11 protein-coding genes, 2 tRNA genes, 3 rRNA genes and 1 pseudogene are annotated in these 21,287 nt (G+C 66.5%); 13 read left to right on the top strand and 4 right to left on the bottom strand.

Annotated features, from left to right (window positions below):
- Window positions 1–3,441 (top strand): annotated as a pseudogene (locus tag M3M27_RS19710) (ATP-binding protein); the annotation flags it as partial.
- Between the two features lie 240 nt (window positions 3,442–3,681).
- Here M3M27_RS19710 and M3M27_RS19705 read toward each other — a convergent pair.
- Window positions 3,682–4,458, bottom strand: coding sequence for a sulfite exporter TauE/SafE family protein (locus tag M3M27_RS19705; protein ID WP_372237532.1), 777 nt, complete (start codon window positions 4,456–4,458; stop codon window positions 3,682–3,684).
- 84 nt (window positions 4,459–4,542) lie between these two features.
- Here M3M27_RS19705 and M3M27_RS19700 point away from each other — a divergent pair, with 84 nt between their 5' ends.
- From M3M27_RS19700 to M3M27_RS19685, 4 genes are all read left to right on the top strand, one after another.
- Window positions 4,543–4,947, top strand: coding sequence for a YchJ family metal-binding protein (locus M3M27_RS19700; RefSeq protein WP_434026718.1), 405 nt, complete (start codon window positions 4,543–4,545; stop codon window positions 4,945–4,947).
- An 87-nt stretch (window positions 4,948–5,034) separates the two neighbouring features.
- Window positions 5,035–5,220, top strand: a complete 186-nt coding sequence (locus M3M27_RS19695; RefSeq protein ID WP_140724291.1) for a hypothetical protein — start codon at window positions 5,035–5,037, stop codon at window positions 5,218–5,220.
- The gene (locus M3M27_RS19690; protein ID WP_434026717.1) at window positions 5,210–7,396 is read left to right on the top strand and encodes a lytic murein transglycosylase; all 2,187 of its coding nucleotides are present in this window, start codon (window positions 5,210–5,212) and stop codon (window positions 7,394–7,396) included. The genes M3M27_RS19695 and M3M27_RS19690 overlap by 11 nt, the downstream gene beginning before the upstream one ends.
- 103 nt (window positions 7,397–7,499) lie before the next feature.
- Window positions 7,500–8,735, top strand: coding sequence for a TCR/Tet family MFS transporter (locus M3M27_RS19685; RefSeq protein ID WP_140724284.1), 1,236 nt, complete (start codon window positions 7,500–7,502; stop codon window positions 8,733–8,735).
- Between the two features lie 33 nt (window positions 8,736–8,768).
- Here M3M27_RS19685 and M3M27_RS19680 read toward each other — a convergent pair whose 3' ends face one another.
- Window positions 8,769–9,947: a benzoate/H(+) symporter BenE family transporter gene (locus M3M27_RS19680; protein ID WP_434028057.1), complete on the bottom strand. Its 1,179-nt coding sequence runs from the start codon at window positions 9,945–9,947 to the stop codon at window positions 8,769–8,771.
- A gap of 672 nt (window positions 9,948–10,619) precedes the next feature.
- Between M3M27_RS19680 and M3M27_RS19675 the strand changes: the two genes are divergently transcribed.
- From M3M27_RS19675 to M3M27_RS19640, 8 genes are all read left to right on the top strand, one after another.
- Window positions 10,620–12,164, top strand: a 16S ribosomal RNA gene (locus M3M27_RS19675).
- A 94-nt stretch (window positions 12,165–12,258) separates the two neighbouring features.
- Window positions 12,259–12,334 (top strand) — tRNA-Ala (locus M3M27_RS19670).
- Window positions 12,335–12,401: 67 nt separating this feature from the next.
- Window positions 12,402–12,478: transfer RNA gene (locus M3M27_RS19665), tRNA-Ile, on the top strand.
- A gap of 220 nt (window positions 12,479–12,698) precedes the next feature.
- Window positions 12,699–15,576, top strand: a 23S ribosomal RNA gene (locus M3M27_RS19660).
- Between the two features lie 147 nt (window positions 15,577–15,723).
- Window positions 15,724–15,838: ribosomal RNA gene (gene rrf, locus M3M27_RS19655) — 5S ribosomal RNA — on the top strand.
- The 16S, 23S and 5S rRNA genes sit together here with 2 tRNA genes alongside, the layout of an rRNA operon.
- Before the next feature lie 195 nt (window positions 15,839–16,033).
- Window positions 16,034–16,849: a bifunctional DNA-formamidopyrimidine glycosylase/DNA-(apurinic or apyrimidinic site) lyase gene (mutM, locus tag M3M27_RS19650; protein WP_140727944.1), complete on the top strand. Its 816-nt coding sequence runs from the start codon at window positions 16,034–16,036 to the stop codon at window positions 16,847–16,849.
- Between the two features lie 88 nt (window positions 16,850–16,937).
- Window positions 16,938–17,990 (top strand): DUF4380 domain-containing protein, encoded by a 1,053-nt coding sequence (locus tag M3M27_RS19645; protein WP_434026716.1) that lies wholly within the window; start codon window positions 16,938–16,940, stop codon window positions 17,988–17,990.
- A 66-nt stretch (window positions 17,991–18,056) separates the two neighbouring features.
- Window positions 18,057–19,661, top strand: coding sequence for a glucan biosynthesis protein (locus tag M3M27_RS19640; RefSeq protein ID WP_434026715.1), 1,605 nt, complete (start codon window positions 18,057–18,059; stop codon window positions 19,659–19,661).
- A gap of 140 nt (window positions 19,662–19,801) precedes the next feature.
- Here the strand turns inward: M3M27_RS19640 and M3M27_RS19635 are convergent, their stop codons facing one another.
- A complete protein-coding gene (locus M3M27_RS19635) occupies window positions 19,802–20,425 on the bottom strand; it encodes a thymidine kinase (protein WP_140727947.1) in 624 nt (207 codons plus the stop codon).
- Between the two features lie 46 nt (window positions 20,426–20,471).
- The gene (locus tag M3M27_RS19630; RefSeq protein ID WP_434026714.1) at window positions 20,472–21,236 is read right to left on the bottom strand and encodes a hypothetical protein; all 765 of its coding nucleotides are present in this window, start codon (window positions 21,234–21,236) and stop codon (window positions 20,472–20,474) included.
- Between the last annotated feature and the right edge of the window lie 51 nt (window positions 21,237–21,287).

Here is a 21,287-nt window from a genome sequence, read left to right as displayed (position 1 = left end):
ATGAACGCCCAGATCGACATCCCCACCGGCGAGATCGCCCCCTCGCTGTTCGCCGAGACCGTGGCCGAGCAGCGCGCCCGCCAGTTCCGCATGCGCCGCCTGCAGGTGCACAACTGGGGCACCTTCAACGGCCTGACCGACGTGCCGATCGCCGAGAAGGGCTTCCTGTTCGTCGGCCGCTCCGGTTCGGGCAAGTCCACCCTGCTGGACGCGATGTCGGCGCTGCTGACCCCGCCGTCGATCGTCGACTTCAACGCCGCCGCGCGCGAGGCCGAGCGCTCCGGCCGCGACCGCTCGCTGGTGTCGTACGTGCGGGGCGCCTGGGCCGACCAACAGGACAGCGAGTCCGGCGAGATCGCCACCCAGTACCTGCGCCGCGGCACCACCTGGTCGGCGCTGGCGCTGGAATACCGCAACGCGCACGGCGAGGCCGTCAGCCTGGTCCGCCTGTTCTGGATCGCCGGCAGCGGCAACGCCGCCGCCGACGTGCGCAAGCACTACATGGTCGCCACGCGCCGTTTCGACCTGGTCGCGGAGCTGGACGGCTTCGACCTGGACCTGCGCCGGCTCAAGGCGCGCCTGGGCGACGGGGTGCACCACTTCGACAGCTTCGCCGGCTATGCCGAGCGCTTCCGCCACCTGCTCGGGATCGGCAACGAGATGGCGCTGCGGCTGCTGCACAAGACCCAGTCGGCCAAGAACCTGGGCGATCTCAACGCGTTCCTGCGCGGCTTCATGCTCGACGAACCGCGCACCTTCGAGGCCGCCGACCGGCTGGTGGAGGACTTCGCCGAGCTCGACGGCGCGCACCACGCCGTGGTCACCGCGCGCCGCCAGGTCGAGACGCTCAGCCCGGCGCGCGAACACCACGCCGCGTTGATGGAACTGCGCCGCAGCGTCGGCGAACTGCGCGAGCTGCAGCTCGGCGTGGACGGCTACCGCGAGCGGCGCCGCGAGGAACTGCTGGCCGCGCGCCTGCAGGAACTGGACGTGCAGGACCGCGGCCTGGCGGGCGAGGAAGGCCAGCGCAGGCAGGCGCTGGACAACCACGAGCAGAAGCTGGTCGAACTGGAACGCGACCAGCGCGCCGCCGGCGGCGAACGCATCGAGGCGCTGGAGCGCGAGCGCGACCGGATCGGGCGCGAGCGCGACGAGCGCCTGCGCCGGCGCGCGCAGGCCGAGCAGGCCTGCCGCCAGCTCGGCACCGTGCTCGCCTCCACCGCGGCCGGCTTCGCCGAGCAGGTGGCGCATGCGCGCGCGCTGCTGGAGGGCAGCGCGGCCAACGCCCTGTCGGTGGACGAGGCGATCGCCGAGCGCATGGCCGAGCGCCGCGAGGACGAGCGCCGCTTCGCCGAGATCCGTGCCGAGATCGAGGCGTTGAAGAAGGCCCCGTCCAGCATCCCCGCGCCGTTGCAGCAACTGCGCGCGCGCCTGGCCGCCGATACCGGAATCGCCGAATCCGCGCTGCCGTTCGTCGGCGAGCTGGTGCAGGTGCGCGACGACCAGATCGCCTGGCGCGGCGCGATCGAGCGCGTGCTGGGCGGTTTCGCGCAGTCGCTGCTGGTCGACGAGCGCCACCACGCCCAGGTCGGCGAGTGGGTCAACCGCACCCACCTCGGCGTCCGCCTGGTCTATTTCCGGGTGCGCCGCAACGACGCGCTGCAGGCGCGCAAGCCGGACCCGGATTCGCTGCCGGGCAAGCTGCAGCTGCGCGAGCACGCCTTCGCCGACTGGCTGCGCAACGAGCTGCAGCGCCGCTTCGACTACGACTGCGTCGACAACGTGGCGGCTTTGCGCAACGCCGAGCGCGCGATCACCCGCGAGGGCCAGATCAAGCACCCCGGCGACCGCTACGAGAAGGACGACCGCCACGCGATCAACGACCGCAAGCGCTGGCTGCTCGGCTACGACAACCGCGACAAGCTCAAGGTCTACGAGCGCGAGGGCCAGGCGCTGGCGCAACGGATCGCGGCCTGCGAGGCGGACGTCGCCGCGCTGCGCCGCCAGCGCGAACAGGGCCAGGAGAAGCAGCTGGCCGCGCATGCGCTGGCCAGCCGCGAGTGGGACGAGATCGACGTGGTGCCGCAGCTGCAGCGCCTGGGCGACATCGACGAACAGCTGCGGCAGCTGCGCGAAGGCGATGCCGGCCTGCGTGCGCTCGGCCAGGCGATCGAAAGCGCGCGCGCGCACCGCGACCAGGCCAAGCGGACCTACGAGGACGTGCGCCTGGAGCGCGCCCAGCTGGCGCGCGAACGGACGCGCCTGGAGCAGCAGTACGAGGCCTGCCGCGCGCGCGGCACCGGCACCGCGTTGACGCCCCTGCAGATGGAGGGCCTGCAGCAGCGCCTGGCCGCGCTGCCGACGCTGAGCCTGGACAATCTCGAAGCGCATTTCCGCACGGTCGAGCGCGGCCTGGCCGAGCAGCTCGCCGAAAGCCAGGGTCGCGACAGCCGCCTGTCGGCGCAGCTGCTGGACTGCTTCCGCCGCTATTGCCAGCAGTGGCCCGAGGACAGCGGCGACTTCACCGTCAGCCTGGCCAGCGCCGAGGATTTCCTGGCCCGCCTGGAGCGGCTGGAGAGCGACGGCCTGCCGCGCCACGAGCACCGCTTCTTCGACCTGCTGCAGACCCAGAGCAAGAACAACCTGCTGGCCCTGCAGCGGCACATCGCCGAGGCCCACAAGGGCATCAAGCAGCGCATGGACGAGGTCAACGCCAGCCTGGAACAGGTGCCGTTCAACCGCGGCACGATCCTGACCATCGAGGTCGGCGACCGCCGCCTGGGCGAGGTGCAGGAGTTCCAGCAATGGCTGCGCGCCGTGCTCTCGCACCAGCAGACCGAGGACCGCGCGCTGGCCGAGGCGCAGTTCGCCACGCTGCGCCAGCTGGTGGCGCGGCTCGGCTCGACCGAGCCGGACGCGCGGCGCTGGCGCGAGCAGGTGCTGGACGTGCGCCAGCACGTGGAGTTCATCGGCGTCGAACTGGACGCGCAGACCCGCCAGCAGGTGGAGATCTACCGCAGCGGCGCCGGCAAGTCCGGCGGCCAGCGCCAGAAGCTGGCCACCACCTGCCTGGCCGCGGCGCTGCGCTACCAGCTCGGCGGCGAGGACGGCGAACTGCCGCGCTACTGTGCGGTGGTGCTGGACGAGGCGTTCGACAAGGCCGACAACGAGTTCACCGCGCTGGCGATGAACATCTTCGAGAACTTCGGCTTCCAGATGGTCGTCGCCACCCCGCTGAAGTCGGTGATGACCCTGGAACCGTTCATCGGCGGCGCCTGCTTCGTCGAGATCAGCGGCCGCCATCACTCGGGCGTGCTGCTGATCGAATACGACGAGCAAGAGCAGCGCCTCAAGCTGCCCGAGCGCTCGCGCGGCGAGGAAGCGGCGGCCGCGGCGATCGAAGCGGAACCCGCGGCGGAAGCGGTCGTGGCCCCGGTCGGGCCCGTGGTCGCACCGCCATCCGCCGCGCGCAAGCCGGCCAGGAACGCCAAGAAAGCCGCATCCGCCAAGCCCGGGCCGGCGAAGAAGGCCGCGGCCAAGCGCGCAGCCGCCAAGCCTCGCGACAAGCGCTGAAGGTGTTCAAGGCCGTCTCGGCTATCGAACCCGCCCCCAGGTTGGGGGCGATTCGCGCGTAGCGCGGATGGGGGATGGGAGCTAAAGGCGTGAGCCGCCGCAGGCGACTCACGCCGCGAAGGTGTCCCACCCCATCTTCGCGATCAGCACCACCACCAGCACCAGGAACAGCCTGCGGATCAGCGGCGTGCCGCCGTGCAACGCCAGCCGCGTGCCGGTGACCGCGCCGGCGATGTTGGCCGCGGCCATCGGCAGCGCCGCGGCCAGCAGCACCTTGCCGGTCGGCACGAAGAAGCCCAGCGCGGCGAGGTTGGTGGCCAGGTTGACCACCTTCGAGGCCGCCGAGGCGCGCAGGAAATCCAGGCCGAAGAAGCGGATGAACAGGAAGATCAGGAAGCTGCCGGTGCCCGGCCCGAAGAAGCCGTCGTAGAACCCGATCGCCGCGCCCACCGCCAGGGCGATCGCCAGCTCGCGCCGGCCGATCTGGCGCGGCCGGTGCAGCGCGCCGAAATCCTTCTTCGCCAGCGTGTAGGCCAGCATCGCCACCAGCAGCGCCAGGATCAGCGGCCGCACCGCCTGCTTCGGCATCAGGCTGACCGCGGTGGCGCCCAGGAACGAGAACACGAACGCGGCGACCGCCGCGTAGAGCACCGGCCGCCACGGGAAGCGCACGTTGCGCGCGTAGCGCCACGCCGCGGTCGCGGTGCCGGCCATTGCGCTGAACTTGTTGGTGCCCAGCAGCACCGCCGGCGCCTGCTGCGGCAGGGCCGCGAACAGGCCGGGCAACTGGACCAGGCCGCCGCCGCCGACCGCGGCGTCGATCAGTCCGGCGGCGAAGGACAGGCACAGCAGCCAGGGCAGTACGTCGGGCAGGGCGTCGAACACGTGGGGGACCGGATCCGGGGCGCGCCAGCATAGCCGCGCGCCCGCCTGGATGCGCCCGCGCCCGGCAGCCGGCACAATCGGGCCATGAGCAAGACCGCTTCACGCCCGCCGCGCGATCCCTGTCCGTGCGGCCGATCCCTCGACTACGCCGACTGCTGCGGTCGCTGGCACCGCGGCGAGCCCGCGCCGGACGCCGAGTCGCTGATGCGCTCGCGCTACAGCGCCTACGTCCGCCGCGACGCGGACTACCTGCTGGCGAGCTGGCATCCGTCCACGCGCCCGGCCGCGCTGTCGCTGGACGAAGCCGCCGGCGGGTGCACCACCTGGTTCGGCCTGAGCGTGCAGAAGGCCATCCGGACCGGCCCCGACACCGCCGAAGTGGAATTCCTCGCGCGCTACCGCATCGGCGGCGGCAGCGCGGTGCGGATGCTCGAGCACAGCCGCTTCGTGCGCGAGGACGGCCGCTGGTATTACCTGGACGCCCTGTGACGGCGGCCTCGACACGGCGTTCGCGCCCGGACGCTAAGCTAGCGCGCAACGCGGGGTGGAATGCCGCAGGTTGGCAGGGCAAAAGCGATGAACACGCTCAGTCTCTGGCAGTGGGTGATGGCGGTGGCGGTGCTGTTCGGGCTGGTGGTGCCGGCGTTGCTGGCGGCCTGGATGATCTGGTTGCGGCCGGCCGCGCGGTCCGCGGCGGCGCGCGCGGGGCGTGCCGATGAGCCGGCCCGGCCGGTGGGGATCGCGCTGCGCGATGGCGCCTGAACGCGCCGCGCCGCGGCGCACAAGGCTTGCATGGCTGGCGCTGCTGGCCGGGCCGCTGGCGGCCGCGGCGCAGGCCGACGATGCGGCCTTCCGGCAGTGCCTGGGCACCCTGCGCGCGCAGGCGTCCGGCGCCGGCGTGTCGGCCGCGACCTTCGAACGCGCCACCACCGGCCTGCAGCCGGACCCGGAGGTACTGCGCCTGCTCGATGCCCAGCCGGAGTTCACCACGCCGATCTGGGACTACCTCACCGCGCTGGTCGACGACGAACGCGTCGCCGACGGCCGCGCGATGCTGGCCGCCCATCGCGCCTTGCTCGACCGCATCGCCGGTGGATACGGGGTCGATCCGGCCACCGTGGTCGCGGTATGGGGCGTGGAAAGCGACTACGGCCGCGTGTTCGGCAAGCGCCCGCTGCTGCAATCGCTTGCCACGCTGGCCTGCGAGGGCCGCCGCCAGGCGTTCTTCCGCGGCGAACTGCTCGCGCTGCTCAAGCTGATCGACGCCGGCGACCTCCAGGGCGAAGGCCTCACCGGCTCGTGGGCCGGCGCGTTCGGGCATACACAGTTCATGCCGTCCACCTACGCGCGCATCGCGGTCGACGGCGATGGCGACGGCCGCCGCGACCTGGTCGGCAGCATCCCCGACGCGCTGGCTTCCACCGCGCACTACCTCGCGCGCGCCGGCTGGCGCAGCGGCGAACCCTGGGGCATGGAAGTACGCCTGCCGCCGGGCTTCGACACGACCCGGACCGGCCGCACCGCGCGCCGCCCGTTGAGCGCGTGGCGGGCCGGCGGGTTGCGCGACGGTGCCGGCCAGCCCCTGGCGGTTCCCGGCCTGGCCGCGGATGCGCCGGCCGCGCTGCTGCTGCCCGCCGGTCCCGGTGGCCCGGCTTTCCTGGTCTTCCGCAACTACGATGCGATCTACAGCTACAACGCCGCCGAAAGCTACGCGCTGGCGATCGCGTTGCTGTCCGACCGCCTGCGCGGCGGACCCGGCCTGCGGGCCGCCTGGCCCACCGACGATCCCGGCCTCGGCCGAGGCCAACGGCGCGAACTGCAGCGATTGCTGATCGCGCGCGGCCACGACATCGGCAGCGCCGACGGCATGGTCGGCAGCGCCACCCGCCGCGCCATCCAGGCCGAACAGCAGCGCCTCGGCCTGCAACCGGCGGACGGCCGCGCCGGCCAGCGCATCCTCGACGCCCTGCGCGCCGCTCCCGCCGTCTCCCCGCGCCGCGGCACCGCCTTCGCGCTGCCGGCGCGCTATCCCCAGTTCCTGCAATCCCCCCTCGTGACCAAGACCATGGCCCTGCCCGATCTTCCCGGCCTGAGCGCCGGCGACTACCAAGGATTTCCCTCGCTGCTGGTGCAGACCCCGTTCTCCAGCGCCGCCATCAGCCTGTTCGGCGGCCAGCTGCTGTCGTTCGTGCCGAAGGGCGGACAGGACGCGATGTGGCTCTCGCCGCTGGCCAAGCAGCCGCCGACGCCGATCCGCGGCGGCACGCCGGTGTGCTGGCCGTACTTCGGCCGGCAGGACCAGACCGGCGACGTGCCCTCGCACGGATTCGTGCGCACCGTGCCGTGGCAGCTGGTGGAGGCCAGCCGCGAGGCCGACGGCACGCTGCGCCTGGTGCTGGCGCCGCCGGCCTTCGACGACCTGCCGTTGCGCCTGCGCATGCACCTGCGCATCGGCCGCACCCTCGAACAGGAACTGGTCACCGAGAACACCAGCACCGCGCCGGCCCGCTTCACCCAGGCCCTGCACAACTACTTCCGCGTCGGCGACGCGCTGAAGGTCGACGTGCAAGGCCTGGACGGCCTGGACTACCTCGACAAGTACGAGAACTACGCCACCGCGCACCGCCAGCAGGGCGACTGGAACCTGCGCGACCCGCGCGATCCCGGGCGCAGCGACCGCATCTACACCGGCGCCGGCGGCCGCTACACCCTGGTCGACCCGGTGCTCGGCCGCCGCATCGCCATCGCCACCGAGGGCAGCCGCACGCTGGTGGCCTGGAATCCCGGCGAGGACGCCGGGCGCAAGATGGCCGACGTCGGCGAGCACTGGCGCGAGTACGTCTGCCTGGAAGCGGCCAATGCCGGCCCCGACGTGATCGAACTTGCGCCCGGCGGCCGCCACACCCTCAAGCAGACGATCGCGGTTGAGCCCTTGTAGCCGGCGGACGCGCATGCAGGCGCCGTGAAGGGCGGCGCCAACGGGTGCGGCATCGCCTCGATCACCGCTAAACTTCGCCGCTTTCCGACCAAGGCAGCCGCGCATGGCCCCGATCGACTCCGCCCCCGGCGTGCGCCGCGCGGCGATGATCTTCATCTTCGTCACCGTGCTGATCGACGTGCTGGCCTTCGGCGTGATCATCCCGGTGCTGCCCGGCCTGGTGCGCCAGTTCACCGGTGGCGACTACGCGCAGGCGGCCGAGTGGATCGGCTGGTTCGGCTTCCTGTTCGCGGCGATCCAGTTCTTCTGCTCGCCTATCCAGGGCGCGCTGTCCGACCGCTACGGCCGGCGCCTGGTGATCCTGCTCTCCTGCCTGGGCCTCGGCGTGGACTTCCTGCTGATGGCCGTGGCGCACACCCTGCCGCTGCTGCTGCTGGCGCGGGTGGTGTCGGGCGTGTTCGCCGCCAGCTTCTCCACCGCCAACGCCTACATCGCCGACGTCACCCCGCCGGAGAAACGTGCGCAGGCGTTCGGCATGATCGGCGCGGCGTTCGGCATCGGCTTCGTCGCCGGCCCGTTGATCGGCGGCTGGCTCGGCGACATCCACCTGCGCCTGCCGTTCTTCGCCGCCGCCGCCCTGGCGCTGCTGAACCTGCTCTACGGGCTGCTGGTCCTGCCCGAATCGCTGCCGCCGGAAAAGCGCAGCCGCCGCTTCGACTGGTCGCATGCCAACCCGTTCGGCGCCCTGCAACTCCTGCGCGGCTACCCGCAGGTGTTCGGCCTGGCGGCCGTACTGTTCCTGGTCAACCTGGCGCATTACGTCTATCCCAGCGTGTTCGTCCTGTTCGCCGGCTATCTCTACAACTGGGGGCCGCGCGAGGTGAGCTGGGTGCTGGCGCTGGTCGGCGCATGCAGCATCGTCGTCAACGCGCTGCTGGTCGGGCGCATCGTGCGCAGGTTCGGCGAGCGCCGCGCCTTGCTGATCGGGGTGGCCGCCGGCGTGGCCGGTTTCGTGATCTACGGTTTGGCCGACAGCGGCCGCGCCTTCCTGGTCGGCATTCCGATCAGCGCGCTGTGGGCGGTGGCCGGTCCCGCCGCGCAGGCGCTCATCACCCGCCAGGTCGGCGCCGAAGTCCAAGGGCGCATCCAGGGCGCGCTGATGAGCCTGGTCAGCCTCGCCGGCATCATCGGTCCATTGCTGTTCGCCAATGTCTTCGCCTGGTTCATCGGCAAGCAGGCTCCGCTGCACCTGCCGGGCGCCCCCTGGTTGCTGGCCGGTGCGTTGCTTGCCGCCGGCTGGTGCGTGGCCTGGCGCAAGGCCGTGGCGAAACCGGCGTGAGCCACCGCTGAGCGGTCGCGGAGCGCTCGAATCTCAGGCGCCTTGCCGCCTCAGCGCCAACAGCACCGCGCCGCCTGCGATCAGGCCCCAGAACGCGGCGCCGATGCCGGCCATCGTCAGGCCGGAAGCGGTGACCAGGAACGTCACCAGCGCCGCCTCCCGCTCGTGTTCCTCGCGCAACGCCGCCGCCAGGCTGTTGCCGATCGTGCCCAGCAGCGCGATGCCGGCGATCGCCATCACCAGCTCCTTGGGAAAGGCCGAGAACAGCGCCGCCACCGTCGCGCCGAACAACCCGATCAGCAGGTAGAACGCGCCGGCGAACACCGCCGCCATGTAGCGCTTCGATGGGTCCTCGTGCGCCTCGCGCCCCATGCAGATCGCCGCGGTGATCGCCGCCAGGTTCAACGCGTACGCACCGAACGGCGCCAGCAGCGTATTGACCACCCCGATCCAGCCGATCGCCGGCGAAATGGGCAACGCGTAACCCGATGCGCGGGCCACCGCCACGCCAGGCACGTTCTGCGATGCCATGGTCACCACGAACAGCGGCAGCGAGATGCCGAAGAGCGCCGCCCACGAGAACGACGGCATCGTGAACAGCGGGCGCGCCACCGCCACGTGCACCTCGTTCCAGTGCATCGCGCCCGTGCCCGCGGCGATCGCCAGGCCGACCAGCAGCGCCGCGATCACCGCGTAGCGCGCGAACAGCTTCCTGCCGCACAGGTAGACCACGAACATCGCCAGCGTCATGCCCGGCTGCGCCTGCACCGACACGAACAGGTCCAGCCCGAACCGCAACAGCACGCCGGCCAACATGCCCGAGGCCAGCGACACCGGTATCCGCCGCATGGCGCGCGCGAACACCCCGCTGAATCCCGCCGCCGCGCCGAGCAGCGCGGCCAGCACGAACGCCCCGATCGCATCGGACAGCGGCACCGCGGCGGCGCTGGCGATCAGCATCGCCGCCCCCGGCGTCGACCATGCCGTGACCACCGGCATCCGCCAGCGCAGCGACAGCCCGATGCAGGTCACCCCCATGCCGATGCCCAGCGCCCACATCCACGAGCCGATCTCGGCCTGGCTCGCGCCCAGGTGGCGTGCGGCCTCGAACACGATGACCGCCGAGCTCGCGAAACCCACCAGGACCGTGACGAATCCGGCGGCGAGCGTGGACAGCGAGACATCGCCGAGGATCGAGGTCCGGCCGGGCATCGACATCGACAGCTCCTTGCGAAGAGGGGGAGCTGCATTCTCACCGACGATCGCCGGATGCGCAGGCGGGAGGACGTTTCTCGAAGCCGCGCGAAAAAAGTGTTGACGGATTCAGGAATCCGATTAAACTGCGCAGCCCTCGCCGACATCGGCCTCCTTCTTCGGAAGGAACCGGCTTCGGAAAGGGTCCTCGAATCAACGACTTCAGCGACAAAGGTGTTGACGATTCGAGGAAGTGGCCGCAGAATGAGCGGCTCGCTTCGAGAGGGTCTTCGGACCGGATTGAAGTGGCGGCAACCTCCTCGGCGACGAGGGGTTGACGAGGTAGGAAAGTCCGCTATGATGGCGGGCTCGCTTCGGCAAAAACCTTCGGGTGGCTGGGGCGGCAGGTTGAAGTCGGCGCCCGCAACGAGGTGTTGACGGAAACGAAAAGCCGGCTATAATGGGCGGCTCGCTTCGAAGGAAACTTCGGGGCATGCGGGAAAGGCGCTGAGGCCGGCCCCGAGGTTCTTTGAAAGTGTGCGCAGGTAATTTGTGCGGACGCCTGCAGGAAGGATGATTGTCCATCTTGCAGACGTTTAATCAAGCAACAAGTCAATTGCTTTGCAAGCGATACGTTGCCAGAGATTGGACATCTGCAGCTAAAAGCTTTTGCCTTCGGGCATGCAGTTTTAAGTGAAGAGTTTGATCCTGGCTCAGAGTGAACGCTGGCGGCAGGCCTAACACATGCAAGTCGAACGGCAGCACAGGAGAGCTTGCTCTCTGGGTGGCGAGTGGCGGACGGGTGAGGAATACATCGGAATCTACCTTGTCGTGGGGGATAACGTAGGGAAACTTACGCTAATACCGCATACGACCTACGGGTGAAAGCAGGGGACCTTCGGGCCTTGCGCGATTAGATGAGCCGATGTCCGATTAGCTAGTTGGCGGGGTAAAGGCCCACCAAGGCGACGATCGGTAGCTGGTCTGAGAGGATGATCAGCCACACTGGAACTGAGACACGGTCCAGACTCCTACGGGAGGCAGCAGTGGGGAATATTGGACAATGGGCGCAAGCCTGATCCAGCCATGCCGCGTGGGTGAAGAAGGCCTTCGGGTTGTAAAGCCCTTTTGTTGGGAAAGAAAAGCAATCGGTTAATACCCGGTTGTTCTGACGGTACCCAAAGAATAAGCACCGGCTAACTTCGTGCCAGCAGCCGCGGTAATACGAAGGGTGCAAGCGTTACTCGGAATTACTGGGCGTAAAGCGTGCGTAGGTGGTGATTTAAGTCCGTTGTGAAAGCCCTGGGCTCAACCTGGGAATTGCAGTGGATACTGGGTCACTAGAATGTGGTAGAGGGTAGCGGAATTCCTGGTGTAGCAGTGAAATGCGTAGAGATCAGGAGGAACATCCGTGGCGAAGGCGGCTACCTGGACCAACATTGACACTGAGGCACGAAAGCGTGGGGAGCAAACAGGATTAGATACCCTGGTAGTCCACGCCCTAAACGATGCGAACTGGATGTTGGGTGCAACTTGGCACGCAGTATCGAAGCTAACGCGTTAAGTTCGCCGCCTGGGGAGTACGGTCGCAAGACTGAAACTCAAAGGAATTGACGGGGGCCCGCACAAGCGGTGGAGTATGTGGTTTAATTCGATGCAACGCGAAGAACCTTACCTGGTCTTGACATCCACGGAACTTTCCAGAGATGGATTGGTGCCTTCGGGAACCGTGAGACAGGTGCTGCATGGCTGTCGTCAGCTCGTGTCGTGAGATGTTGGGTTAAGTCCCGCAACGAGCGCAACCCTTGTCCTTAGTTGCCAGCACGTAATGGTGGGAACTCTAAGGAGACCGCCGGTGACAAACCGGAGGAAGGTGGGGATGACGTCAAGTCATCATGGCCCTTACGACCAGGGCTACACACGTACTACAATGGTTAGGACAGAGGGCTGCAATCCCGCGAGGGTGAGCCAATCCCAGAAACCTAATCTCAGTCCGGATTGGAGTCTGCAACTCGACTCCATGAAGTCGGAATCGCTAGTAATCGCAGATCAGCATTGCTGCGGTGAATACGTTCCCGGGCCTTGTACACACCGCCCGTCACACCATGGGAGTTTGTTGCACCAGAAGCAGGTAGCTTAACCGCAAGGAGGGCGCTTGCCACGGTGTGGCCGATGACTGGGGTGAAGTCGTAACAAGGTAGCCGTATCGGAAGGTGCGGCTGGATCACCTCCTTTTGAGCATGACAGCATCGTCCTGTCGGGCGTCCTCACAAGTTACCTGCATTCAGAGTTCAGTACCGGCCAGGGCCGGTGCCGATAGTCCCGTCACGGGGCCTTAGCTCAGCTGGGAGAGCACCTGCTTTGCAAGCAGGGGGTCGTCGGTTCGATCCCGACAGGCTCCACCAGTATGCGGATCCCTCCGCAAGAGCCCGCACATCCATGTGCGGACTTTCTAAGGAAAAGCAGCACTTTGGGTCTGTAGCTCAGGTGGTTAGAGCGCACCCCTGATAAGGGTGAGGTCGGTGGTTCGAGTCCTCCCAGACCCACCACTCTGAATGTATGGCGCACACGAAGAATTTAGACGGATCGGCGTTGAGGCCGGTACGTGTTCTTTAATAACTTGTGACGTAGCGAGCGTTTGAGATATCTATCTAAACGTGTCGTTGAGGCTAAGGCGGGGACGAAAGTCCCTAATATTGAGTCGTTACATTCGCGTCGTGGCGTTGTACCCCACGGCACAGATGACTCCGAGGCGACTTGGGGTTATATGGTCAAGCGAATAAGCGCACACGGTGGATGCCTTGGCGGTCAGAGGCGATGAAGGACGTGGCAGCCTGCGAAAAGTGTCGGGGAGCTGGCAACAAGCTTTGATCCGGCAATGTCCGAATGGGGAAACCCACTGCTTCGGCAGTATCCTGCAGTGAATTCATAGCTGCTGGAGGCGAACCTGGTGAACTGAAATATCTAAGTAACCAGAGGAAAAGAAATCAACCGAGATTCCGTCAGTAGCGACGAGCGAACGCGGACTAGCCCTTAAGCTGCTATGGTTTTAGGAAAACGGTCTGGAAAGGCCGGCCATAGAAGGTGATAGCCCTGTATTCGAAAGGGCCATGGCAGTGAAGACGAGTAGGGCGGGGCACGTGAAACCCTGTCTGAACATGGGGGGACCATCCTCCAAGGCTAAATACTCCTGACCGACCGATAGTGAACCAGTACCGTGAGGGAAAGGCGAAAAGAACCCCGGAGAGGGGAGTGAAATAGAACCTGAAACCGTGTGCGTACAAGCAGTAGGAGCCCGCAAGGGTGACTGCGTACCTTTTGTATAATGGGTCAGCGACTTACTGTTCGTGGCAAGCTTAACCGTATAGGGGAGGCGAAGGGAAACCGAGTCTGATAAGGGCGCATAGTCGCGGGCAGTAGACCCGAAACCGGGTGATCTAGTCATGCCCAGGGTGAAGGTTGAGTAACATCAACTGGAGGCCCGAACCCACTCCCGTTGCAAAGGTAGGGGATGAGGTGTGATTAGGAGTGAAAAGCTAATCGAACCCGGAGATAGCTGGTTCTCCTCGAAAGCTATTTAGGTAGCGCCTCATATGTATCCTCTCGGGGGTAGAGCACTGTTATGGCTAGGGGGTCATCGCGACTTACCAAACCATTGCAAACTCCGAATACCGAGACGGACTGTATGGGAGACACACGGCGGGTGCTAACGTCCGTCGTGAAAAGGGAAACAACCCAGACCCACAGCTAAGGTCCCAAATTTTGTGCTAAGTGGAAAACCATGTGGAAAGGCACAGACAGCCAGGAGGTTGGCTTAGAAGCAGCCACCCTTTAAAGAAAGCGTAATAGCTCACTGGTCGAGTCGGTCTGCGGGGAAGATTTAACGGGGCTAAGCACAGAACCGAAGCTTGGGGTGCATACTTTCGTATGCGCGGTAGAGGAGCGTTCCGTAAGCCTGCGAAGGTGAGTTGAGAAGCTCGCTGGAGGTATCGGAAGTGCGAATGCTGACATGAGTAACGATAATGCGGGTGAAAAACCCGCACGCCGAAAGCCCAAGGTTTCCTTGCGCAACGTTAATCGGCGCAGGGTGAGTCGGCCCCTAAGGCGAGGGCGAAAGCCGTAGTCGATGGGAAGCAGGTTAATATTCCTGCACCTCGCGTGAGTGCGATGGAGGGACGGAGAAGGCTAGGTGTACCGGGCGTTGGTTGTCCCGGGGAAAGGCGGTAGGTTTGGATCTTTGGCAAATCCGGGATCCTTCAAGACCGAGCACCGAGACGAGCCCTTTTGGGCGAAGTCACTGATGCCACGCTTCCAGGAAAAGCTCCTAAGCTTCAGCTCACGAAGACCGTACCGTAAACCGACACAGGTGGGTAGGATGAGAATTCTCAGGCGCTTGAGAGAACTCGGGTGAAGGAACTAGGCAACATGGCACCGTAACTTCGGGAGAAGGTGCGCCTTTGTTGGTGGCCCATGCGGGCTATAGCTGACGAAGGCCGAAGTGACCAGGCCGCTGCGACTGTTTATCAAAAACACAGCACTCTGCAAACACGAAAGTGGACGTATAGGGTGTGACGCCTGCCCGGTGCTGGAAGGTTAATTGATGGGGTCAGCCGCAAGGCGAAGCTCTTGATCGAAGCCCCAGTAAACGGCGGCCGTAACTATAACGGTCCTAAGGTAGCGAAATTCCTTGTCGGGTAAGTTCCGACCTGCACGAATGGCGTAACGACAGCGGCGCTGTCTCCACCCGAGACTCAGTGAAATTGAAATCGCTGTGAAGATGCAGCGTTCCCGTGGCAAGACGGAAAGACCCCGTGAACCTTTACTATAGCTTTACACTGAACGTTGAGTTCGTCTGTGTAGGATAGGTGGGAGGCTATGAAACCATGGCGCCAGCTGTGGTGGAGCCATCCTTGAAATACCACCCTGTCGTGCTTGACGTTCTAACCTGGGCCCATGATCTGGGTCGGGGACCGTGTATGGTGGGTAGTTTGACTGGGGCGGTCTCCTCCTAAAGAGTAACGGAGGAGCTCGAAGGTACGCTCAGCGCGGTCGGACATCGCGCACTGTGTGCAAAGGCATAAGCGTGCTTGACTGCAAGATCGACGGATCAAGCAGGTACGAAAGTAGGACTTAGTGATCCGGTGGTTCTGTATGGAAGGGCCATCGCTCAACGGATAAAAGGTACTCCGGGGATAACAGGCTGATACCGCCCAAGAGTTCATATCGACGGCGGTGTTTGGCACCTCGATGTCGGCTCATCACATCCTGGGGCTGTAGTCGGTCCCAAGGGTATGGCTGTTCGCCATTTAAAGTGGTACGCGAGCTGGGTTCAGAACGTCGTGAGACAGTTCGGTCCCTATCTGCCATGGGCGTTGGAGATTTGAGAGGGGCTGCTCCTAGTACGAGAGGACCGGAGTGGACGAACCTCTGGTGTTCCGGTTGTCATGCCAATGGCATTGCCGGGTAGCTATGTTCGGAAGCGATAACCGCTGAAAGCATCTAAGCGGGAAGCGCGCCTCAAGATGAGATCTCCCGGGGCTCAAGCCCCCTAAAGGAACCATGTAGACTACGTGGTTGATAGGTCAGGTGTGTAAGCGCTGCAAGGCGTTGAGCTAACTGATACTAATGATCCGTGCGGCTTGACCATATAACCTCAAGTTGCCTTGGTCCCAACGAACACGTTGGTAGATACCCAATGCACGCTACGTCACAAGTCCCCATGCGAGACCGAGCGCCGTATGCGCTTCCCTTCCCCGAGGATGGAAGCAAACTCTGGCGACGCTCCAACCGTCTCCCTGGTGAAATTAGCGCTGTGGAACCACCCGATCCCATCCCGAACTCGGAAGTGAAACGCAGCCGCGCCGATGGTAGTGTGGTCTAAACCATGCGAGAGTAGGTCATCGCCAGGGGCTTTACCCCACAACCCCCCAGCCCTAAAGCTGGGGGGTTGTTCTTTGCGCAAAACAAAAACAGCACCAACCCCTCCCGCACTTTAATATTGAAAACACTTCGCGCAGACCGTGCGACACGTCTTGCCCGGCGCGGGCCACGATGCCGCACGCCGGAAAGGTCCGGGCCAAGAGGCCCGGGATTACAATCCCTGCATGCCCGAACTCCCCGAAGTCGAAACCACGCGTCGCGGGTTGCTGCCGCACCTGCTGCAGCAGGCCATCCATGGCGTCATCCTGCGGCGCCCCGACCTGCGTTGGCCCATTCCCGCGGAGATCGAGGACCGCCTGCCCGGTTCCCGCATCGCCGGCATCCGGCGCCGCGCGAAATACCTGCTGCTGGACACCGATCGGGGCGATAGCGCCATCATCCACCTGGGCATGTCGGGCAGCCTGCGCGTGCTGCCCGGCGACGTGCTGCCGCGCGCGCACGACCATGTCGACATCTGCCTGGCCAATGGCCACGTGCTGCGCTTCAACGACCCGCGCCGGTTCGGTTGCCTGCTCTGGCAAGCGGCGGGCGAGTTGCATCCGCTGCTGGCGGAACTCGGGCCGGAACCGCTCTCGGACGATTTCGATGGCGGCTACCTGCACGGGCTCGCCAAGGGCCGCAGCGCGCCGGTGAAGACCTTCCTGATGGACCAGCGCATCGTGGTCGGCGTCGGCAACATCTATGCGGCCGAGAGCCTGTTCCGCGCCGGGATCGATCCCCGCCGCGAGGCCGGCAAGGTGTCGCGGGCCGGCTACGAGCGCCTGGCGGCCGCAGTGAAGGAGATCCTCGGCCATGCGATCGCCCGCGGCGGTACCACGTTGCGGGATTTCATCAGTCCCGATGGCGCGCCCGGTTACTTCGAACAGGAACTGATGGTGTACGGGCGCGAAGGCGAAGCCTGCGTGCGCTGCGGACGCGTACTCAGGCATGCGACGATCGGGCAGCGCGCCACGGTATGGTGCGGTCGCTGCCAGCGCTGAGTCCCGGCACCGGTTCGCCTCTGCGCCGCTTGCCGGCAGGCGCCAGGCCGGTGCGACAATCGGTGGCTTCCGAGGGAGGATCTTCGACATGTCCAGGCACCGCTTGCTTGCCTTCCCTGCGCTGCTCGCCTGCTGGTGCGCCTCCGCGCTGGCGGGCCCGGCGCCGGTGGAGGAGATCGCGCTGGAGAACGGTACCCTCCGGCTGACCGTCACGCCCGGACTGGGCGGGCGCGTGCTGGGGCTGCAGCGCGATGGCGAACCGAACTTCCTGAAGATCGGCGAGGCGGTGAAGGACCGGCCCGATCCCCCGGTGAGCGCGGACGCCGGCGACATCGCCTATCTGGGCCACGATGTCTGGGTGGGGCCGCAGAGCGAATGGTGGCTGCACCAGCAGGCGAACCCGGCACGCCGGCAGGCGCGGGCCAACTGGCCGCCGGACCCGTATCTCGGCTTCGCCACGACACGGACGCTGGAGCGCACGCCGGCTTCGCTCGCATTGCTCGGCGTGGAAAGCCCGGTCAGCGGCGTGCAGCTGCGCAAGCGCTTTGCGCTGTCCAGGGAGCGGCCGGACAGCGTCGAGCTGCAGGTGGAAGCCCGCAACGTGCGCAAGCAAGCGGTGGCCTGGGACCTGTGGTTCAACACGCGGGTGCCGGCCGCCACGCGCGTGTTCGTGCCGGTCTCCTCCGCGCCGGCGGACGTGCGCATCCAGCCCGCCGGCGAAGGATTCAGCGTGCCCGCCCACGTCCGTGCCGACGGCATGCTCGTGCTGTCGGCCAAGGATGATCGCGCGGCGCAGCGCGGCAAGTTCCTGCTTCAGCCGGCGGCGGGGTGGATGGCCGGGTTCCAGGGACGGCAGGCGTTGGTGATCCGTTTCGCGCACCAGCCGCGCGAGCGCATCCATCCCGAGCAAGGCCAGGTGGAGCTGTACGTGGATGCTCCCGCCGGGGATGCGCCCGCGGGCCTGCTGGAGATGGAAGTGCACGCGCCCTATCGGCATCTCGCGCCGGGCGCGTCGATGCAGGCGGCCGAGCGATGGACGCTGCTGCGCTACGACGGCCCGGACGAGGCGGCGGCGCAGCGGCGCTTCCTGTGCGAGCAGGCGGATGCGCTCGCGCTGGCAGGTGCCTGCCCGCCCGGGTAGGCCCTGGCCTTCGTCATCACCGGCGGCTGGCTATCATGTGCCTCCCGATGCCCAGCTAGACAGCCCATGCAACGACGCGACTTCCTGAAGAATGCCGCCGCCGCTCTCGCCGCGCTGGGGCTGCCCGCCCTCCCGCAATGGGCGCTGGCCGCCCAGGCGGTCGGCCTGCGCCGCCTCGGCCAGCCGCAACCCTTCGACTATGCCTGGCTGAAGGGCCAGGCCCGCGCGCTCGCCAGTCGCGACTACCAAAGCCACAAGCGCACCTTGCCAGCTCCGGTCGAGGCGCTGGACTGGGACCAGTACCAGTCGATCCGCTATCGCCAGGACCACGCGCTGTGGGCCAACGTGCCCGGCAAGTTCCAGGCGAAGTTCTTCCATCTGGGCCTGTACTTCCACACGCCGGTGCGGATGTTCGACGTGGTCGACGGCAAGGCGCAGGAGCTGGCGTACGATCCGGCCGCCTTCGACTACGGCAGCAGCGGCCTGAGCGGGGCGGGCCTGCCGAAGGATCTCGGCTTCGCCGGTTTCCGCCTCAACACCCGGCAGGATACCGACCGCGATTTCGCCGCGTTCCTGGGCGCCAGCTACTTCCGCGCGGTCGGCAAGGAAGGGCAGTACGGGCAGTCGGCGCGCGGCCTGGCGATCGATACCGGCAGCGGCGGACCGGAGGAATTCCCGGACTTCATCGCCTACTACCTCGAACAACCGGCGGCGGACTCGGACACGGTGGTGGTCTATGGCCTGCTCGACTCGCCGAGCGTGGCCGGTGCGTACCGCTTCGCGATCACCAACGGCGACGTGCTGCTGATGGACGTCGATGCCGCGCTGTACCCGCGCAAGGCCATCGAGCGGCTCGGCATCGCGCCATGCACCAGCATGTACCAGTACGGCGAGAACGACCGCCGCATGGCCTGGGACTGGCGCCCGGAGATCCACGACACCGATGGCCTGTCGCTGTGGACCGGCGGCGGCGAGTGGCTGTGGCGGCCGCTGTGCAATCCGCCGCACCTGCGCTTCAACATGTTCGTCGACGACAACCCGAAGGGATTCGGCCTGTTGCAGCGCGATCGCAACTTCGACCACTACCAGGACGACGGCGTGTTCTACGAGAAGCGCCCGTGCCTGTGGGTCGAGCCCAAGCAGGGATGGGGCAAGGGTTCGGTGCAGTTGGTCGAGATCCCCACGGTGGACGAGACCTTCGACAACATCGTCGCGTTCTGGAACCCGGCCGAGAAGCCGCAGGCGGGGCAGGAGCTGCTGTACGGCTATCGCCTGTACTGGGGCGCGCAGCCGCCGGCGTCCTCGCCGCTGGCGCATTGCGTGGCGACCCGCACCGGGCTGGGCGGCGTGGTCGGGCAGAAGCGCAAGTACTTCTCGTGGCGCTTCGCCGTGGACTTCGCCGGCGGCGAGCTGGCGAAACTGGCCAAGGCCAACGACCTGAAGGTCGAGGCGGTGTTGCAGCTCACGCGCGGCAAGGCCGAGATCGTCTCGGCACGGCCGCTGCACGAGATCTCCGGCTACCGCGCGATGTTCGACGTGGTACCGCCGGACGAATCGACCGAGCAGATCGACATCCGCCTGTACCTGCGCGGCGCGGACGGACGGCCGTTGACCGAGACCTGGCTGTACCAATGGACGCCGCCGCCGGTGGCGGAGCGCAAGTTGTATTGAGGCCCGATTCCCGTGGGAGCGGCTTCAGCCACGATGGGGCTTTCATGCAGGCCCCTCTGCAGAGCCCGCACATGCCCCTGTGCGGGATTTGAGCGGAAAAGCCCCGTCGCGGCTGAAGCCGCTCCCACAGACGCGGGGCGTCAACGCAGCGGCAACGATTCCTGCAGCGGCTCGATGCGGCCTTCGCCGCGCATGATCTTCTTGAACTCGGCGCGGCTGACCGAGACGTAGCGCTCGTTGCCGCCGATCTCCACCTGCGGGCCGTCCTGCACGGCATGGCCGTGTTCGTCCACGCGTACGGTCATCGTGGCCTTGCTGCCGCTGTGGCAGATGGTCTTGATCTCCTGCAGCTCGTCGGCCCAGGCCAGCAGGTACTGGCTGCCCTCGAACAGCTCGCCTCGGAAATCGGTGCGCAGGCCGTAGCACAGCACCGGGATGCGCAACCGGTCGACCACTTCGCTGAGTTGCCAGACCTGCGCGCGGCGCAGGAACTGCGCTTCGTCCACCAGTACGCAATTGAGCCTGCCGTGCGCGGCGATATCCGCCTCGACCAGCCGCTCCAGGTCGGTGCCCTGGTCGAAGGGGACCCCTTCGGCGCTCAGGCCGATGCGCGAGGCGACCACGCCGCTGCCGGCGCGATGGTCCAGCTTCGGGGTGAGGATCAGCGTGCGCATGCCGCGCTCGCGGTAGTTGTGCGCCGACTGCAGCAGGGTGGTGGTCTTCCCGGCGTTCATCGCCGAGTAGTAGAAGTAGAGCTTGGCCATCGGCGGATTCTACCGAGCGCGCCGGTACCACGGCCTGCCCAGTGGTTCACCGCGCGGTTCGGTCGCCCGGAGACGAAGGCGCGGCCGTGGCATTGGGCGGGCCCACGTCGACCCGCGGGGACAGGGCAGCCTGGAGCAATTCGTCCTGCCGGGCCCAGTATCTGGCCGGCTCCCAGAGCCGGTCGGCGAAGAACGCCTCTCCGGAGGCGCCGTTCCGGCAAGTGTCGGCGATGATGGCATTCTGGTGGACGACCTGTTCCTTGCGGATGCACACGGTCACATCGCCGACATAACCGGCGTGACTGCCGGTCACCTGCTGGCGCGTCGCGCGCATGTTGCGCTCCAGCCGGGGCTGGGCGACATCGTCGGCATAGCGGGCGTACAGAGGCTTGCCGAGGCTGACGGCGCGTGTACGCTCGGCCGGGCCAAGCGCGGCCCAGTAATGTTCCCGACGCGCCAATACCCCCTGTCCGCCTCGTTCGGCCGCCAGGTCCATCCAGGCATAGGCCAGGGCGCGATCTTGCGGAACGCCGTGCCCGTCCCAGTACATTTCGGCCAGCATCACCTGCGAGGCCTTGTCGGCGTAGCCCGCCGCGCGCGTGAAACTGCGCACCGCTTCCTCGTAGCGTCCGGCCTTCAGCGCATTGAGCCCTTGCTTGCGAAGGCGCTGGTCTGGGTGGCTGTCCAGATAGGTGTTGGATTGCCGGATCATGCGGTCCTGCCAGTCTTCCGGCGTGGCAGCCGATGCAGCGCAGGCCAAAACCAGCAACGATGACGACAGATAGCCGATGATGCGAGAACGAACATCCATTGTCGGGCTCCAGTGCGACTGGCCGCGCCCACGGCCGAGAATTCAGGGATA

The sequence above is a fragment of the Xanthomonas boreopolis genome (assembly GCF_046529185.1).
Lineage (GTDB): Bacteria > Pseudomonadota > Gammaproteobacteria > Xanthomonadales > Xanthomonadaceae > Pseudomonas_S > Pseudomonas_S boreopolis.
This window is presented reverse-complemented; position numbering and strand designations above follow the sequence as displayed.

Excerpts from the sequence above, each read along its gene's own strand:
- M3M27_RS19700 (WP_434026718.1), top strand. The coding sequence starts at position 4,543 with ATGAGCAAGACCGCTTCACGCCCGCCGCGCGATCCCTGTCCGTGCGGC.
- M3M27_RS19695 (WP_140724291.1), top strand. The coding sequence starts at position 5,035 with ATGAACACGCTCAGTCTCTGGCAGTGGGTGATGGCGGTGGCGGTGCTG.
- M3M27_RS19690 (WP_434026717.1), top strand. The coding sequence starts at position 5,210 with ATGGCGCCTGAACGCGCCGCGCCGCGGCGCACAAGGCTTGCATGGCTG.
- M3M27_RS19685 (WP_140724284.1), top strand. The coding sequence starts at position 7,500 with ATGGCCCCGATCGACTCCGCCCCCGGCGTGCGCCGCGCGGCGATGATC.
- M3M27_RS19680 (WP_434028057.1), bottom strand. The coding sequence starts at position 9,947 with ATGCCCGGCCGGACCTCGATCCTCGGCGATGTCTCGCTGTCCACGCTC.
- mutM (WP_140727944.1), top strand. The coding sequence starts at position 16,034 with ATGCCCGAACTCCCCGAAGTCGAAACCACGCGTCGCGGGTTGCTGCCG.
- M3M27_RS19645 (WP_434026716.1), top strand. The coding sequence starts at position 16,938 with ATGTCCAGGCACCGCTTGCTTGCCTTCCCTGCGCTGCTCGCCTGCTGG.
- M3M27_RS19640 (WP_434026715.1), top strand. The coding sequence starts at position 18,057 with ATGCAACGACGCGACTTCCTGAAGAATGCCGCCGCCGCTCTCGCCGCG.
- M3M27_RS19635 (WP_140727947.1), bottom strand. The coding sequence starts at position 20,425 with ATGGCCAAGCTCTACTTCTACTACTCGGCGATGAACGCCGGGAAGACC.
- M3M27_RS19630 (WP_434026714.1), bottom strand. The coding sequence starts at position 21,236 with ATGGATGTTCGTTCTCGCATCATCGGCTATCTGTCGTCATCGTTGCTG.